Raw genomic sequence first — 16,824 nt, forward strand, 5'->3', positions numbered from 1 at the left:
GGATGTTATTTACGTATTTTCACTCCTGGGAGGACGCACAACATTTCATACAGCAGATTCGCGCTAAGCAATGAGGTATTGCCTGTCGTGTCATAAGGCGGTGAGACTTCAACCAAATCACAGCCAATCAGATCTAGGCCCTGACAGCCGCGGATAATTTCCATGGCTTGAATGGTGGTCAAACCACCAATCTCTGGTGTTCCTGTACCTGGCGCCCAAGCAGGATCAATCCCATCGATATCAAAGGATAAATACACAGGCCCGCCAGCAACTTGCGCTCTCACTTCCTCCATTAAGGGAGCGAGCGATTTATGCCAGCATTCTTCAGCTTGAACGACCCGAAAGCCTTGTCGTCGACTCCAATTGAAGTCATCTGCACTATAGCCTTGAGCCCGTAAACCAATTTGCACAACGCGTTGACAATCAAGTAGTCCTTCTTCAGCAGCACGTCGAAAGGTGGTGCCATGTGCGACTTTTTCACCAAACATCTCATCATTGACGTCTGCATGCGCATCGATATGAACTAAACCAACAGGCCCATGTTTTTTATGGATCGCACGTAGGATTGGAAGAGTCAGCGTGTGATCACCACCAATCGTGAGCGGAATAATCGGATGGGCCAGTACGCGATCATAATGTTCTTCAATAATGCGTACCGCTTCTGTCAAATTAAAGGTGTTGATCGGGACATCACCAATATCAGCCACATTGAGTGAATCAAATGGTGCTGCGCCAGTTGCCATGTTATATGGGCGAATCATGACCGATTCGGCACGAATTTGCCGCGGGCCAAAACGCGTGCCTGAGCGCAAAGATGTACCAATATCTAGAGGGATCCCAATAAAAGCCGCATCCAGTTCGGCCAAACCTGCATCATTATCGACAACTGGTAGGCGTAACATTGAGGCAATGCCACCAAAACGCGGCATTTCGTTGCCACCGAGCGGTTGATTTAAGCGCTTGTTCATTTGCTTCTCCTTTTTCTTATTTATTGATCAGCTCGGAACAGGGTTAAATCCTATTTTTTAAAAACTTAGTTTTGATTTTTCTAAACTAAGTTTTACAAGAATGTTTTAAGATGAAGTGAGGCAGAGGGAAAATTGAGATAAAAGCCATGACGCATATGGATATCAAGTTAGTTCGAATTTTTGTCAGTATTGTAAAGAATCAAGGGTTTGCCAATGCACAGCAAGAGCTCAACCTATCAACCTCGGCCATTAGTACCTATATGAATCAATTGGAACATATGGTCGGTTTCAAGTTATGTGAACGTGGACGTGGTGGTTTTGCAATCACTCAAAAAGGTGAAATGTTTTTTCAGGAAGCCAAGCGCATACTGAATGAGTTAGAAAATTTTTCTAGGCACACTGCACAGATCAAGGGCGAACTGACAGGTACCATTAAAATAGGGATGCTGGATTCCATGGTGACAGATCGAAATATCCCTTTAGATCAAATCATCCAACAGTTTTCAGAACAGAATCCAAATGTTTATATTAAATTGCAGGTGCAATCTCCCTATGAGTTGCAGATGGGGATTTTGGAAAATCGTTTTGATGTTGCGATTGGATCTTTTTTTCTGAAAATGAATGGCGTGATGTATCAAGCTTTGCACAAAGAACAGCAATGGTTATTTTGTAGTGATACGCACCCCTTATATAAACAGCAAGGTCTAACGGCAGAAATTATTCGACGTGAAAAAATGGTCAGTCGTGGTTATTGGAGTCATACCGAATTGGCCAAACAAGGATTTAAGCATTCTTTTGCTACAGTTGATTCGATGGAAGCACAATTGGTACTTATTTTATCAGGGCAATATATTGGTTATTTGCCAGAGCATTTTGCTCAATATTGGGTGGAACAACAACGCTTAAAAGTGCTACTTCCAGCAACATTTGGTTATACAGCACCATTTTCGCTTATTTTTAGACGAGGCAGAACTAAAGATCCTGTTATTCAGAGTTTCCGTAAAATTATCAAAGGCTTTTTTTGATGGGAGCTCCCGAGTTAGGAAATATCAAAGTATTGTGAGTGTAATACAAAAGAAAAAGGGCTGATCAAGATCGCCCTTTTTCTTATAAGATAGGAGGTAGCTTCAAATTAGAAGTTATATTCCATACCTAAACCGATGGTTGTTTTCTTATCATCTTTCACTAACCAATCACGTTTTTGTTGACCTACAACACCGTAGAAACGTGTTTGTTTATTGATTTGGTAATCAGCGCCTACACCATAAAGGTCTTGTTTACGATCATCACGACCATTTACTTCAGTTGTTGCAGAGATATATTCTGCTTTTAACTTAATTGGCGTTGATGGAATTACGTATGCAGCAGTTACGCCGTAAGCATCTTCTTGCAAGCCTTTATAAGACGTTACAACAGCTGGAGTACCGCTTGTCGTAATTACTGTGTCATCAGTTGGTTGAGTTGTTTGCCATAATGCACCAAACACTAGGCCATCAACACCTGCAGGTGTTAAGTCTAAAGAACCTGTTACACGGATTGCATCAGAGTAAATGTTTCCACCTAATTCGCTGTTATAAGCATTGTATTTAGATGCAACACCAAAGTTACCTGCAACTGCTGCAGCTAAACCGAAGTCTTTGTTTTCATAAGTGATTGAGGTTGAAACACCATCACCAAAGCTATCACGGCTGCCTTTTTGGCCTTTTGCATTGTTCGATACAGTAGATGATTCTTCACCTTGTTGGAACATGATGTTGAATGCTAGGCCACCAAGTAATTTTTTATCAGTTTCAAAACCGATCACGTTTTTTAAACGATCTTCACCAGCCAAAACAGCGGTCATATCCAGTTCGTTGTGATCGTTGAAAATATCTTGGTTGTTACCCGCAGCAGTTTTAAAGTAAGAGTCATATTGGCCTACTTTTAAAGTACCGATACCATCTGACTTAATACCGACATAACGGTTACGGTTACTAAATACATCACCGTCACCATCTGCACTGATTTGCCATTCAATTAAGTAAACTGCTGAAAGGTTATCAGTCAGCTTTTCTTCACCTTTTACCCCGATACGAGAAGCGTTTGAGTTTACTTTAGTTACGCTTTCGTCTTTAAAGCCATTCTTATCAATTTGATCTAAAGTCACATTGAGCTTACCATACAATGTTGGTGCTGCTTGCGCTGCATTCATGGCTAAAGTTGCTACAGTAGCAGCAAGAAGCAATTTTTTCATTGAGATTTCTCCAAAACACTTTTTGTAAATGGCTGATGCCTTAGTTACTGTTATGAGCTTGCTTATGTACATAAAGTTACATAGCTCACTGACTTGTATGCAGTATCGGTAAACTTTGTGACAGAGAAGTGAAAGAAAAATGACAGTTTGATGACGATTCATATTTAGTAATAATTATATTTCTTATTATTTTTTATATAATTAGCAAACAATAAAAAACGGAGTAAAAACTCCGTCTTTATAAAAATAAGAACTTAAAGTGCAGCTTTGATTTTTCCAGCGAGTGCTGTAATTTTTTCCTGATCACCCATTTTTGCCGCATGGCGACCAAGTTCATGCACTGAACTAGGGATCAGATGGAAATGCACATGAGGGACAGTTTGTCCCGCTGCTGCACCAGAAAGCTGCATAAGTACGATACCTTTGGCATCTAAGGCAGTTTCCATTGCTTTGGCAATTTTCTGCACGATCTGGATGGTATATGCAGCCGCATCGGCAGGGAGGTCCAATAAGGTAACTGCTGGTGTCTTTGGAATCACTAAAGCATGACCATCTGCTTGGGGCATAATATCCATAAACGCGAGAACCTGATCATCTTCATAGATTTTGATTGCAGGTAATTCACCACGAAGGATTCGTGCAAAAATATTTTGGTCATCGTATGCCATGATTCATCCTTTAGATAGGCTTATTTTTTCAATAATAGCATTCACTCTCCGTGATCAGAGAGTGAATTGGGGCGTTTAAAACACGATATTTGGCTGCTTATTTGCAGTTAAGCTCTTTTTGACGAGCTTTGATTTCATCAAGACGTTGTTGTTCTTTATCAGAAAACTTTGGCTTAGTCGTATGGCAATTTTCGTTACCAAACTTCGCTTTAGCATCCGCGTCTTTAAAACAGAATCCTTTAGATGCATAGATCAGGTTCGAGTCATCCTGTAACTTTTTACATTCTTGTTCTGGTGTTGCAGCTTGTACACTAAAACCTGTGAGGGTAATTAAGCCAGCAAAAACCGCAACCATTAACTTATTCATGAGGTGTTCCTCTAATCAAAAAAGTATAAATCAATGCTGTATGAAATAGATCCATATGGCGCTTGATCGCTACGCATATACCAATATAAGGTTTATTAATGAAATTTCAATGAAACTGTATGGTACGAGTGTAAGTTTACTCCATAATTTATCCTTATAATATGGAAAAGCCTTATATATCAAGAGCTTTATTATAATTTTATATAAAACAAATGATTAAGATGATTTTTATTGTGCATTAAATTGCTTGTTTTATAGTATTTCGCTCTTTTTAAAGGTTTATTTATATATTGATTGCTGCCATATATGTTTTAACAAAATAAAATGTACATGATATTCTGGGTTGTATTTTGTTCAATTGCAGAATAAACAATGAAGATTGTAAATGGATTTGAAATCATAAAAATTGGATCGTGAATGCTTTATTCAAAATATTTAGAATGAATAAGAGTCAACGCGGATTAAAAAATAAAGGCTCACTAAATAGTGAGCCTTTGGGGTGGCGTCCTTCGTTCTTTCGATTGACTACGGGCTTATCTTAATCAATTTAAATAATTGTTAATTACCGCTTGTGTCAATGGGAGTAAAATTACTGACCCAACGGCAGGAACCCTGTGAAGTATCAATACAACCATCGGGAAGTCCTTGCTCCTGCACGGCTATTATAGTGAATACAGGACTTGCATTGGAAGTAATTCTAATCTTTTGATTGCGAAGCGTCTTAGATTTAAATATAATTGATTGATATTTATGTGGTTTTTTAAATTAATTTTTTGATTTATTATCTAAACGCCATTGAAAGCTAAGTTTTTTAACAAGAATATGAAAAATGCTGAAATATATTAAAACTAACCTTGCTATCCTTATCTTGATCATTATTGTTATAGAGGGACTCGGCTATCCCTTTTACTCAGGTAAATGGATTATGGCGCCCCGACTAAGCGAAATTGACAGTAAATGTTATGGGGTAGATGTACCAAGCAACATTGAGTATAACAAAGTACTACTTTTTTGTTCATGTGTTCATACGGTCGGTATTGAAAATAAAGAGGAGAAATACAAGTATTGTACCAATAGAATGGATAAAATTACTTACCGACAAGATTCTTGATGTGTTGGTCTTTAGTGTTTAAATTTGAAAGAATTGTGTAGAAATTATAAAATATATCCTTGTCTTTATTTATTTTATATTGAGTATACTTAATGAAAAAAATATTAATATTTCTAATAAATTCAGTTGTGACTGTTTCTGTGTATAGTGCTGATGATTTGTTTAATAAGCCTCCATCACTTTTAATCTTAAAAAATGACATACCTGAATATGAGATCAAAAGTCGTGAGCATGTTGATTTTTTTGAGTCAGCAAAGCAACAAGAGCAAGATCGTCTAAATCAGCGTGATGTAAATGCGGCGAAGATGTATGAAACTCGGTCAAATACATCTAATATGAGCCCATTTGAACGATCTCAATATCTTCTAAAAAACAATGATACTCGTGCTTTAAATGCGTATGAATATGAGCAACAATTAAATTCACTGCAGAAGGCTCGAAATAGAGGCGTCATATCAGACCGAGATTATCAACAAAAAATTACCCAGAAAAATCATATGCCTTTAGAGCAAAAAAATAATCAGCTTAAATTATCAGTTCCAGTTGGAGAATAAATTCAGTTCGTTTAAATGCTCATCGAAAGGTGGGCTTTTTAGCTCTAGTGCTTATGATTAGCTAATGCTTCTCTTGTGCTGATAGCCAAGTTCAACAAGAAGAAATAAGTTTTGCCTAAACTGAGCTAAAATCACTCATTATGTAGCTCAGCTTTAAAATTTTCTTAAAATAAGTATAAATTTGTTGATTTGCATCACACTTTTATCTATATTTGCCTTGTTGTTTGATAATAACTAAACAACAATAACCTTCATTCAGCGCAAAAAGAATTAAGGGGAAGCCCACTCATTGAGTGGGCTTTTTAATTGTATATAACCCTGAATTTACTATGCAGCTTAAAGTATGGAAAGTGGAGTTAGAAGGGTGAGTCTGTTGCTTCAAATTGAATGATAAAACAAAATTGTTAAGGATTACAAAATAGAAGCCCATAATTCGGGCTCTTAATAAAGACTTCACTGTGACCATGATTCTTTTATCCTACTCAGCTTCAAAGGAAACTGTTAGGGGCGGCGTCCTTCGTTCTTTAGGCTTCCCAAGGCGTTACCTTTGCGGAAGCAGACCCGGTTAAAATTGGCCCAACGGCAGGAACCCTGTGAAGTACGAATACATCCATCGGGAAGTCCTTGCTCCTGCAAGCATAATTTTAGCTAGTATGTTGACTGAAGGCAATTGAATGAAGATTAATTGGTAGGCTATGAGTAATGTTGATTAAAGAGATATTGTGATTATTCAGCATATTGTTACATTCAATAGGTTTTGATCGGTTGGTTAGAGATGATGTAATGCAAATATTGAACGTTAAGGGTTGTCAGTGCTTTGATATATTTAGCGTTAATATACGGTTTTTAGTCTTTATGAATGATATTGTGGATTTATTTGGTTAGATCGAATGATGTGAAAATGGTAAGTGAGGAATCATGAAGACTATCTTGGATTATTTCCGCAAGCTCATTGATGTTAGGCCCCCTCAAAAACGGAATGATGCTAAAGATAAGCAAATGAATGTTGCAACGGCTTATGATACTGGCGATATGTTAGGTGCAGCCTTTGATTTTGAAATGTCTATAAGTGCTCATGGTATCAATCTTATCACAAGCTTTGAGGATTTAAAGCTACATGCCTATGACGATGGGGTTGGTGTGTGGTCTATTGGATTTGGTACCACAGTTTATCCAACAGGTGTTCGAGTTAAGCAAGGGGATTATTGTACATTAGAGCAAGCAAAGTCTTTTTTTCAACATGATTTAAAGTACTTTCAAAAGGCTATAAATGAAGCTGTCACTGTTCCACTTTCTCAGAATCAATTTGATGCTCTGGTTTCATTAGCATATAACATTGGTAGCAATGCTTTTAAGAATTCGACATTGCTAAAGTATTTGAATGCACTAGCGTACCAAGATGCGGCAGACCAGTTTTTGGTTTGGAATAAGGGTGGTGGTAAGGTTTTAAAAGGATTAGTTCGCCGTCGGGAGGCTGAGAGAAAGCTGTTTCTAAGAAGAGGTTAAGGCCATATAAAGCAAGAATAGATATTTGAAGAATGTTCTGGGTTCGAAATACCAGCTAGGGTTTACGAAGTTTGGCGTTCCATTGGATTAAGGGCGTGTTCTAATTGTGCTTCCGAATTCATTACTAGCTCAAATCTATGTATGCCCGCAGATAGGAATCCTAAATTTGATACAACAGCACTTTACATTCTTACAGTTGGTTTTCTAATTTGGATATTGCTTATTTTATATCTATTAAAATAAATAAAAATTAGCATTGAATTCTGTAGTATAAAGCCCTCAATTGAGGGCCTTATACAATTGAAAACTAAGGTGTTGTCACTTTCATCAATACCACACCGAATACAATAGATGCTGCTGCTAATAGGCGTAAAAAACCCATAGGTTCATGTAAGAAGAATATTCCAATCAGGAAGGCACCAACAGCTCCGATTCCGACCCAAATCGTATAAGCAGTGCCTAAAGGCAAGGTCTTCATAGCGACAGCCAGTAAACCGAAACTCAAAATCATGAATACAATGGTAATGATGCTAGGGGTGAGCTTGGTAAAACCATCAGACATTTTCATAGAATATGCCCATACGATTTCAAAAATACCAGCTAAAATTAAATAAGCCCAAGCCATTTCGACACCTCATTAATAATATTTTTTAGGTCGTCCCAAAGCTTGAAAAATTGAACAAAGAGGTCGTCCTCTTCACAACATATATAAGCACTAATGGGCAATTCATTCAATTTTTTTTTGTTAAATTTTATTCCGATTGGTAAAATTTATCTGGTAAGGGTACTTTTAGACATTTAATTTCAATGAATAATTTATTCACTCACGAAACATATGCTTGTACATCATATTCAGGTTCACCAGCTAAAACAGAAACAAATTTCTCAACGGTTTCAGCCGTTAGCAGGTAAGGGTTGAATTCTTCTAAATGGTACTTCATGAAAAAGTCTGAAATGTTCTGGTTGACTGGTGAAAACTTCATAGACCATTGTGAAAAAAATTGATTCTCACACTCAGTGTAATAAAGAATTTCACAATTGATATGGCGTTTATCTTTCACAATTTTGTTATAAAATAAATCATCAACGATGCTCTTTTGACCTTCTAAGCATTGTACAAAATAGCCATGACCATAATATAAAACACCTCTAATATCATTACGATAATTAAAGTCTACAGCTTCATCGAGGATTTTAATCAAATCTTTTTTTAAGTTCGAGTCAATATTCTTAATTTTACTTACGTATAAAAGCCTTACAGACTTCATCATGGGTACGCTCATTTTGAAGGTTGAACTCATGTTATATAGAAAAAACAATACTTTGTATACTTTAGTCTGTAACCAAGTACGCAGACTTCATCCTTTTATTTTATCTATGAACTTTTATTGAGAATTGAAATATTATGTGAACTAGAGCTGGGCTATCTACATGGAATTATTAAGAAAATGTGATTTTAATCTCGTTTTTATGCGAAGTTGATTAAGTTCTGAATTTAATTTTTAATAAAATAAGACACTGATTTATAATGTAAAAAAATGAAAACAATATTTTTGGTTACAACCAATTTGTCGACAAGACTAGATTTAGTTTGCCATATTGCGTTTGCGAAACTTAGCAAAGGTATTTGTCTATGGTGTCATTTCTATTTATTGGTTTGATCATTACGATCTTACTAACACCAGGTCCAACGAATACATTATTGGCTTCGTCTGGAATCCAAACGGGTATTAAAGCTTCACTGAAATTGATCCCCGCAGAGGTTATTGGTTATTTTATTGCCATTACGACATGGGGCTTTTTACTTGAGTCTGTTTCACACGTTGTGCCTTGGCTACCACCGCTCATTAAGTTACTGAGTGCGACTTTTATTATCTATTTGGCAATTAAGTTATGGATTACTTCAACAAAACAGTTTGATTTGGATCAACCTTTGATTACCTCTAAGGCTTTGTTTGTAGCAACCTTACTTAATCCTAAAGCTTTATTATTTGCTTCAGCTATTTTTCCACACACTGCTTGGCTCAACCTACATGAATATGTTGTTCATATGGGAACGTTCTTAGCACTGATCACTCCAATTGCTTTTTTATGGATTGCATTTGGATCTATTTTAATTTCCAACAAAATCTCTTGGCTGAATCAACGCAACTTACAACGTTCAGCAGCATTTGTTTTAACTTTCTTTGCGATGCCGTTGGCTTACTCAGCTATTTCATCGTTCTAAATTTTCGTTTCGCTGTTGTATTTAAAATTTAAAAAATTGGAGTTTTTAATGAACACTATAAAAATTAAGGTAAAGGATCAATTTGAGGCCGAGAAGATCGCGACAGCCAAAGTAAAAGCTGTCAATGATCAAGAAATTCCCTTCTTTAAACGAATTGAGCACATTGAAGTTGAAGGGGAGATTCTTCTGCCAAATATGGATTTACTCTTTGAAAATCCCAAAGACGGCAGTATTTATCGATATGTTGGGGCCGCGTAGATTGATTGGCTATGGTTCGAAGACATTGACCCACGCTTAGACGTGGGTTTTTAATGCTCTATTTTTCAATAGAGAAACGCTAGCTACACCCATTTATCTGTTTTTACTCACTAATTTAATAAAAAATGTATACTGAATGTTCTACTATAAAAAGGATTAGTATATGAAAAAGATAATTTTAGGGACCTTTATTAGTGTGATGATTATGGGGAGTAGCTTTGCTGCTTGTACTTATAATTTAGATGCCACACAAGCTCAGCTATCACAAATTGATTCAACTATGGCTAGGTTTCCTAACCTACTAGGTGCAAAAGCAAGTTTTAACGTAGAGGCTAGTAGCAGTGTGAAATCTTATATGGCCATGAGTAATGCTTTCGCGAATAATAAAATTAGTTATCCAAATCTTGCCTTTCAAGATGTGCCTGGAGATAAGGTAATTTCTGCTGGTGGTACAGTTGCGTTTGAAATCAAGTTAAAAATTCCAACTTATGTTCTACCCGCAGGTGAAACAATAACTTTTTTCCCAATTCTGATTGCTGCAACGAATGGTAATCATAATGCCTTTAATATCGCTTTAATTCATATGAATGGTCAGTCCACAAACACAAACAATAATATTCTGCTTTTAATTAATGGTGGTACACAGTCATCTGGTGTGTTGACCTTAAAACCTGAAAATACTGCTGATGGTTATCAGACTTTCGGTTTTTATGTGAATCAAAATAGTAAACAGATTGGATATATTTTTAATGGAGTAAACAAAGGTTATATCTCAGGTTATGATAGCAATGGTTCTACTTTATCGTTTATGGCAGGTGGGGGTACTGGAGCTATTGCGACATCAGCATCTGTTATTGGGCAAAATTTATCTATAGAGTTTATTACTGACCATACAAAACTTGCAAATACTTACCCTACAGGAACAAAAGATATTTGTGGAACAACACTTTAAAGAGACCTCCTTCGGGAGGTAATTGATTACGCTATGACGTCTTAAAAAAAAGAAATTTATATAATAATCAAATATAATTCAGATTAATAACTTTATATAAATAATAACCTTATATTGAATATTGGTGAGTAGAGTGAGAGAATCTCGGCGCAATAAATAAAAGATTGGAATAAATTAATGAGTCAAACGAAATTTTGCTTTGCGTGTGGGCAAGGAATTGATAGTCGAGCTGAGATCTGTCCGAAATGTGGGGTTAGACAACAAACAGTCACGATAGGTAAAAAAAGTAGAGTTGCCGCAGCATTACTTGCATTCTTTTTAGGTGGCTTTGGTGTACACAAATTCTATTTAGGGCGAATCGGGCAAGGATTTTTATATCTAATCTTTTGTTGGACTTTTATTCCTTCACTTATCGCATTTATTGAATTCATCATTTATCTATGCTCAAGTGATGAAGAGTTTGCAAAAAAATACGGATAATTTAGATCAGAATTATCAAGAAAGCCCTCATTTTATATGAGGGTTTTCTTATTTTAAGTTATAGAATTTCTAGCACGACTGGATTTATTCAACGCATTCATCCTACGAATTTATTCACGTGGGTGAAAGCGATTTGTCTAAAAAATGGGTAAAACCTCTCCAAGATACTTTATACATAAAGAAGGTCGTCGCTTATGTGAAGCGACTGAATATGTATATGAAATAGATATGCAGATATATACAGTTTCAGTATGTAATGGCAAGGTTTTCAAAATTGATGTAAATAATAAATAAAAGCCATAAATAACATGTTCATGGATCAATAGGAGATAACTATTTTGATTCTAGAAAATATCGTCGATGCATTGGTTATTGTAGATATGCAAAATGCTTTTGTATTAGGACGTGGTGCTGTGCCTGACTCTAAACAACTCACTTCATCGATCAGTATTTTACTTGCTAAAGCTCGCTTTACTAAGACTCCCGTGATCTTCTTGCAAAATGATGGAGATATAGGGGCTTTAGATGAACCATATCAAGCTGGTTGGGAGCTATTTTTTCCACCACAATCTCATGAATTTATCATAAGAAAAAATCAAGATAATGGTTTTAGTGGAACCCTACTTCAACAGATATTGGACGATCACGAGATCAAGTCTTTCGCAATATGTGGTGTTCTATCCGAGATGTGTGTTGTAGCAACTGCACGTGCTGCATTAGAGCTTGGTTATGACGTATTGTTACCACATGACGCCCATGCAACATATGATGTGCCAGCAGGACCAGGATCGCATGGTGTACCTGCTGCGATGGCGGCGAGAGCAGCAGAGTGGTCGCTTGGTGATGAAATTAGGATTTGTGCATCGGTGAATGAGGTGGTTTTTAAGAGAGTCTGATATATAAAGTTTATAAATAACAATTTTTATATGTTTTAAAAAACCGCTCAATAGAGCGGTTTTGATGTTTTAAAAAGACTTTTACACTAAAATTCTCTTATTTCAGGGTAATTTTACTCCACGACTCATACAATTTAACGGCTGCAGAGAAGTCACTATTGGGCTCAGCAGTTAAATTCGCTGCTTGAATCAAACTTTGCGTTAACGACAAAATCGGAGCAGGGAGCTTGGCATCCTTGACGAGATCAAGCGCGATGCCTGTATCTTTCGCCAGTAAAGGTAATCCAAACGTCACAGGAAACTCACGACTTAATACACGCTGCGGGAAAATGGTTTCGGTAACTAGACTTTTTCCGCTAGAAGCATTAATACAGTTCAGTGCGGCATCCAGATTGACACCATGTGCTTTTAAGGTACTAAATCCTTCGGCAACAGACCATAAATTCACAGCGAGCAACATATTGTTAATGGCTTTTACCGCAAAGCCAGCACCAGATTCACCGACATGTTGAATTAATTTTCCGACGGCTGCCATTGCTGGGTAAGCACGTTCAAAAGCATTGACATCGCCGCCCACCATGACGGTTAAGGTTGCATTTTCAGCGCCAACCGTTTGCCCACTGACGGGTGCATCCAAAAAGTCCACATTTTGAGCTTTTAATTTCTCAGCCAGACGGCGTGCTGCTTCGGGCACTCCACTGGTGCAGTCAATCCAGATCGAGCCCGACTTAATTTCAATACCTTCGATTAATGCTTCAACGTCATCGCTGGTCGGTAAACAAGAAAAGATAATATCGGCCTGAACCGCTTGAGCAAGTTCAACGGCTTGAGTTCCATATTCTGTTGCATGCTGTTCTGCTTTACTAAAATTTCGATTCCAGACATAAACGTTTTCGAAATATTTAGGAAGATGCGCCGCCATACGATAGCCCATAGCGCCTAAACCAATGAATGCAACAGATTGAGTCATACTTTACCTTTTTATTTGTGTTGATCGTTCGGCTAACCATGTCGCCAGTGTTGGCCAGAACTCAATGGAACTGTTTTGACTGGACATTAAACCTAAGTGCCCGCCAGGGATAAGAGTAAACGTGACATCTTGGCTGCTTGTCAACTGGGTCAGCGGGAATGCGGACTCAGAAGTCACCAGTTGATCGCCTTTACCTGCACCCACGAATAGAGAACAATTGATGTTTTTGAGTTCAATAGTTTTGTTCTTGAGCTGAATTGCGCCATTTTTTAAAGGATTCTGCAACCAGACATTAAATAGCATGTCCTGATTCACACCACCCGGATAATCAATCATGTTATTTAAGAAGTGGCTAAGCGTCGCATCTTCTTGTACCAACTTTAGATTATCCAAGTTTTTCAATAACTGGATATTGCCATCAATCCAGCCTTTAGGATCTAACAGTTTGAATCCAAGCGAGTTTAGGAAGCCTGGTGAATGAATCATTAACTTCGGTAAACGGTTATAGATGTAATCTTTAATGGTGGGGTTACGGTTAGTCAGATAAGCCAAAGTTTTATATAACTTGCCAATATAACCCGAAGCATAGCTGTCGATCGGACTACCTAAGACCACAAGATTTTTCACTACACTCGGTTGATGGCGTGCGGTATAAAGCGTGACGAAAATCCCCGCCATACTCCAACCATGTAGTGAAATTTTTTCAGATTTAGAATGTTGTTGAATGGCTTCAATACATTTAGGAATAAAGTTATCAATAAAAGATAGAAAGTTAATCTGATAATTTTTATAAGTCAGTTTACCCCAATCAATTAGATACACATCAAAACCGCTTTCCTGAAAGTGTTTGACCAATGAACGGTAAGGATACAGGTCATAGATATCCATATTGATTGCTAAAGGTGCAACGAACACCAGTGGTTCTTTATAGAGTTTTTTCTCTGAAGCATAGAAACGGACACGGGTTTGTTTGAATTGTGCAATCACTTGATAGGGTGTCGATTGAGACAAAACCAGTTTGTCGGCATCGAAGACACGCATAGCCAGATGTTTAAAATTTATTTTTTGCTGTTCCACAAGCGATTTCATCTTAGAAAGTCTCATCATGAGTCAAGATTGCACGAAGTCTAAGCGATAATTTCATCTTACGCCTTGACCTTAAATACCTTAGGCGCTCAAAATATTGGCATATTTCTTCATTATGATCATAAGGCATACAGAACGATGAATCCAAGCGATGATTTAGAATACCAACTAGAGACACTGGCAATTCGCACAGGGCATGATCGTACCTCTGAAGGTGAGCATAGTGAGCCAATTTTCCTGACCTCATCATTTGTGTGCGAAAGTGCGGCTGATGCTGCAGCAAAATTCTCTGGGCAAATCGCTGGTAATACCTATTCACGTTATACCAATCCAACCGTACAGGCTTTTGAAAAGCGTTTAGCGGTACTGGATGGCGCAGAACGTGCAGTCGCGACCAGTTCTGGTATGGCTGCGGTACATGCAATGTGTATGGCCTATTTAAAAGCGGGCGACCATGTCATTTGTTCTCGTGCGGTATTCGGTTCAATCATTGCATTATTTGAAAAATATGTCGCGAAATTTGCCGTTGAAGTGACTTTTGTCGATTTAGATGATCTTGAAGGCTGGAAACAGGCGATTCGTCCAAACACGCGTATTCTCTTTATTGAAACGCCGTCAAATCCATTGGCACAAGTGGGTGATATGCAGGCCATTGCAGATATCGCCCATGCCAATGGCGCTTTATTTGCGGTCGATAACTGCTTCTGTACGCCAGTATTACAGCAACCGATTAAGTTTGGTGCGGATTTAGTACTTTATTCAGCAACAAAATATATTGATGGCCAAGGTCGTGCGCTTGGTGGTGCAGTTGTTGGTAAAAATGACTTGCTTGAAGAAGTAAATGGTGTGATTCGTACTTTGGGTAATTCAATGAGTCCATTCAATGCATGGATTTTCTTGAAAGGCTTGGAAACACTGAGCATTCGTATGAAAGCCCATTGCGAGAGCGCACAAAAATTAGCGGAATGGCTGCATCAACATGAAAAAGTTGAAAAGGTGTATTACGCTGGTTTAGCTGATCATCCTGGGCATGAGTTGGCGAAAAAACAACAAAAAGGTTTTGGTGGTGTTGTATCTTTTGTGGTGAAAGGCCAGCGTGAAGGTGCTTGGACTGTGATCGATAACACTCGTTTCTTGTCGATTACCAGTAATCTAGGTGATGTTAAGTCAACAATTACGCATCCAGCAACGACCTCGCATGGTAGAATGTCGGCCGAAGCTAAACAAGCTGCAGGAATTGAAGAAGGTTTGATTCGTGTGTCTGTTGGTTTAGAAGACATTGATGATATTATTCGCGACATATCACGCGGTTTAGATTTAATTTAACGAGAGAAACTTATGAACATTAATATGCTCATGCAGCAAGCTCAGCGCATGCAAAAAGATATGGAATCAAATCTTAAAAAAGCCAAAGAAGAGCTTGCAAAAACTGAAGTTCATGCGGAAGCTGGCGGTGGTTTAGTTAAAGTTACCATGACTTGCCGTAATGTGGTTAAGCGTATCGAAATTAGTCCTGATTTATTACAAGACGAAGCAGATATGATTGAAGATTTGATTGCTGCTGCGATGAATGATGCTGCACGTCAAGCAGAAGCCATTTCTGAAGAGAAATTAAAAGGTGCGAACACTGGTATGGGCTTGCCACCTGGCTTATCTGGTTTATTTTAAATCCCTCCCAGCCTCCCTTTAAAAAGGGAGGAGTACCCCTCTTTATTAAAGAGGGGTTAGGGGCGATTATGAGAGTTGATTTGTGTTTAGTGAACGATTTGAACAATTAGTTCAAGCATTACGTATATTGCCAAGTGTTGGTCCCAAATCAGCACAGCGTATGGCATTACATTTGTTAATGAAAAACCGTGAAGGTGCATTTGCGCTTTCTCATGCTTTACATGAAGCATCTAGCCATATTCATGAGTGTCATATTTGTCATTCATTAACAGAAAATGAAATCTGTGATATTTGTGCTTCAGTAGAGCGAGATGAACAATTGCTTTGTGTAGTTGAATCACCAGCAGATGTGATGGCGATTGAGCAAAGTGGCAGTTTCCGCGGTAAATATCATGTTCTAGGCGGACATTTGTCACCTTTAGATGGTATTGGCCCTGAAGAAATCGGAATTCCATACTTGATTCAGCGGCTCAGTGCAGGGCAGATTCAAGAGGTGATTTTGGCAACCAATGCCACAGTAGAAGGTCAAGCAACCGCACATTATCTGGTTGAAGCTACAAAACATTTACCAATTCACATGACTCGAATTGCGCAAGGTGTGCCACAAGGTGGTGAACTGGAATATGTAGATAGTCATACCTTAAGTCAAGCTGTACATAACCGTATGCGAATGAAATAACTGGGTTCATTCGCATTTTTATATATTTATATTAAATTCATGCTGTTAATTTAAACAAATAATTAAATTTTACATATTGTCTAACATTATCGTAGATCTATTTATTGTGATTTGTGGCACTATTGACGGGCGAAAAGGATTTTCGTTTTTTGATGAATGGAAGAGGAGTAATTTCATGTCTTGCATGTGGAATACCAATTA

The 16,824-nt window shown here is 37.7% G+C and carries 20 protein-coding genes and 1 pseudogene; 13 read left to right on the forward strand and 8 right to left on the reverse strand.

The annotated features are described in order from the left end of the window. Nucleotides 1-5: 5 nt before the first annotated feature. On the reverse strand, nt 6-968 hold the full coding sequence (gene speB / locus B2727_RS10190) for an agmatinase (RefSeq protein WP_033133105.1): 963 nt from the start codon (nt 966-968) through the stop codon (nt 6-8). 146 nt (nt 969-1,114) lie between these two features. Between speB and B2727_RS10195 the strand changes: the two genes are divergently transcribed. Continuing rightward, nucleotides 1,115-1,993: a LysR family transcriptional regulator gene (locus B2727_RS10195; RefSeq protein WP_004807253.1), complete on the forward strand. Its 879-nt coding sequence runs from the start codon at nt 1,115-1,117 to the stop codon at nt 1,991-1,993. A gap of 107 nt (nt 1,994-2,100) precedes the next feature. Here B2727_RS10195 and B2727_RS10200 read toward each other — a convergent pair whose 3' ends face one another. The 3 genes from B2727_RS10200 to B2727_RS10210 all read right to left on the reverse strand — a co-directional run bounded on the left by B2727_RS10200 (nt 2,101) and on the right by B2727_RS10210 (nt 4,236). Continuing rightward, on the reverse strand, nt 2,101-3,201 hold the full coding sequence (locus tag B2727_RS10200; protein WP_005203512.1) for a porin: 1,101 nt from the start codon (nt 3,199-3,201) through the stop codon (nt 2,101-2,103). 254 nt (nt 3,202-3,455) lie between these two features. Beyond that, nucleotides 3,456-3,869 (reverse strand): HIT family protein, encoded by a 414-nt coding sequence (locus B2727_RS10205; RefSeq protein ID WP_005203514.1) that lies wholly within the window; start codon nt 3,867-3,869, stop codon nt 3,456-3,458. A gap of 97 nt (nt 3,870-3,966) precedes the next feature. Next, on the reverse strand, nt 3,967-4,236 hold the full coding sequence (locus B2727_RS10210; protein WP_004807247.1) for a YARHG domain-containing protein: 270 nt from the start codon (nt 4,234-4,236) through the stop codon (nt 3,967-3,969). Nucleotides 4,237-5,065: 829 nt separating this feature from the next. Between B2727_RS10210 and B2727_RS10215 the strand changes: the two genes are divergently transcribed. The 3 genes from B2727_RS10215 to B2727_RS10225 all read left to right on the forward strand — a co-directional run bounded on the left by B2727_RS10215 (nt 5,066) and on the right by B2727_RS10225 (nt 7,407). Beyond that, the gene (locus tag B2727_RS10215) at nt 5,066-5,347 is read left to right on the forward strand and encodes a hypothetical protein (protein WP_241345099.1); all 282 of its coding nucleotides are present in this window, start codon (nt 5,066-5,068) and stop codon (nt 5,345-5,347) included. Nucleotides 5,348-5,439: 92 nt separating this feature from the next. Then, nucleotides 5,440-5,901, forward strand: coding sequence for a hypothetical protein (locus tag B2727_RS10220; protein ID WP_033134483.1), 462 nt, complete (start codon nt 5,440-5,442; stop codon nt 5,899-5,901). A 918-nt stretch (nt 5,902-6,819) separates the two neighbouring features. Then, nucleotides 6,820-7,407 carry a lysozyme gene (locus tag B2727_RS10225; protein WP_033134484.1) on the forward strand — a complete coding sequence of 196 codons (588 nt, stop codon included), beginning with the start codon at nt 6,820-6,822 and terminating at the stop codon, nt 7,405-7,407. Nucleotides 7,408-7,714: 307 nt separating this feature from the next. On the opposite strand, the gene B2727_RS10230 is transcribed toward B2727_RS10225, so the two are convergent. Together B2727_RS10230 and B2727_RS10235 are read right to left on the reverse strand one after the other, a co-directional pair. Then, on the reverse strand, nt 7,715-8,032 hold the full coding sequence (locus tag B2727_RS10230) for a DMT family transporter (protein WP_004807239.1): 318 nt from the start codon (nt 8,030-8,032) through the stop codon (nt 7,715-7,717). Nucleotides 8,033-8,231: 199 nt separating this feature from the next. After that, nucleotides 8,232-8,675, reverse strand: coding sequence for a BLUF domain-containing protein (locus B2727_RS10235; RefSeq protein ID WP_026057554.1), 444 nt, complete (start codon nt 8,673-8,675; stop codon nt 8,232-8,234). A 365-nt stretch (nt 8,676-9,040) separates the two neighbouring features. Here B2727_RS10235 and B2727_RS10240 point away from each other — a divergent pair, with 365 nt between their 5' ends. The 6 genes and pseudogenes from B2727_RS10240 (at nt 9,041) to B2727_RS10260 (ending at nt 12,220) form a co-directional block, all read left to right on the forward strand. Continuing rightward, nucleotides 9,041-9,634, forward strand: coding sequence for a LysE family translocator (locus B2727_RS10240; RefSeq protein WP_033134485.1), 594 nt, complete (start codon nt 9,041-9,043; stop codon nt 9,632-9,634). 48 nt (nt 9,635-9,682) lie between these two features. Continuing rightward, complete coding sequence (locus tag B2727_RS10245; protein WP_033134486.1) at nt 9,683-9,892, forward strand: hypothetical protein; 210 nt, start codon at nt 9,683-9,685, stop codon at nt 9,890-9,892. Nucleotides 9,893-10,055: 163 nt separating this feature from the next. Next, nucleotides 10,056-10,844: a DUF4882 family protein gene (locus B2727_RS10250; RefSeq protein ID WP_033134487.1), complete on the forward strand. Its 789-nt coding sequence runs from the start codon at nt 10,056-10,058 to the stop codon at nt 10,842-10,844. Nucleotides 10,845-11,021: 177 nt separating this feature from the next. Next, nucleotides 11,022-11,324, forward strand: coding sequence for a TM2 domain-containing protein (locus B2727_RS10255; protein WP_005203520.1), 303 nt, complete (start codon nt 11,022-11,024; stop codon nt 11,322-11,324). A gap of 88 nt (nt 11,325-11,412) precedes the next feature. Then, nucleotides 11,413-11,618 (forward strand): annotated as a pseudogene (locus B2727_RS19990) (hypothetical protein); the annotation flags it as partial. A 44-nt stretch (nt 11,619-11,662) separates the two neighbouring features. Beyond that, entirely contained in the window at nt 11,663-12,220 is a 558-nt protein-coding gene (locus B2727_RS10260; RefSeq protein ID WP_033134488.1) for an isochorismatase family protein, read from the forward strand. 97 nt (nt 12,221-12,317) lie between these two features. Here the strand turns inward: B2727_RS10260 and B2727_RS10265 are convergent, their stop codons facing one another. Together B2727_RS10265 and B2727_RS10270 are read right to left on the reverse strand one after the other, a co-directional pair. Continuing rightward, complete coding sequence (locus B2727_RS10265; RefSeq protein ID WP_033134489.1) at nt 12,318-13,190, reverse strand: NAD(P)-dependent oxidoreductase; 873 nt, start codon at nt 13,188-13,190, stop codon at nt 12,318-12,320. A 3-nt stretch (nt 13,191-13,193) separates the two neighbouring features. Continuing rightward, on the reverse strand, nt 13,194-14,279 hold the full coding sequence (locus B2727_RS10270) for an alpha/beta fold hydrolase (RefSeq protein WP_005315584.1): 1,086 nt from the start codon (nt 14,277-14,279) through the stop codon (nt 13,194-13,196). 135 nt (nt 14,280-14,414) lie between these two features. Here B2727_RS10270 and B2727_RS10275 point away from each other — a divergent pair, with 135 nt between their 5' ends. The 3 genes from B2727_RS10275 to recR all read left to right on the forward strand — a co-directional run bounded on the left by B2727_RS10275 (nt 14,415) and on the right by recR (nt 16,623). Continuing rightward, on the forward strand, nt 14,415-15,602 hold the full coding sequence (locus B2727_RS10275; protein WP_033134490.1) for an O-succinylhomoserine sulfhydrylase: 1,188 nt from the start codon (nt 14,415-14,417) through the stop codon (nt 15,600-15,602). Nucleotides 15,603-15,614: 12 nt separating this feature from the next. Beyond that, nucleotides 15,615-15,944 carry a YbaB/EbfC family nucleoid-associated protein gene (locus tag B2727_RS10280; protein ID WP_004653412.1) on the forward strand — a complete coding sequence of 110 codons (330 nt, stop codon included), beginning with the start codon at nt 15,615-15,617 and terminating at the stop codon, nt 15,942-15,944. 82 nt (nt 15,945-16,026) lie between these two features. After that, nucleotides 16,027-16,623: a recombination mediator RecR gene (gene recR, locus B2727_RS10285; RefSeq protein WP_004653413.1), complete on the forward strand. Its 597-nt coding sequence runs from the start codon at nt 16,027-16,029 to the stop codon at nt 16,621-16,623. Nucleotides 16,624-16,824: the final 201 nt, after the last annotated feature.

It is taken from the genome of Acinetobacter sp. UBA991 (assembly GCF_002292065.1).
In the GTDB taxonomy this organism is placed as follows: domain Bacteria; phylum Pseudomonadota; class Gammaproteobacteria; order Pseudomonadales; family Moraxellaceae; genus Acinetobacter; species Acinetobacter higginsii.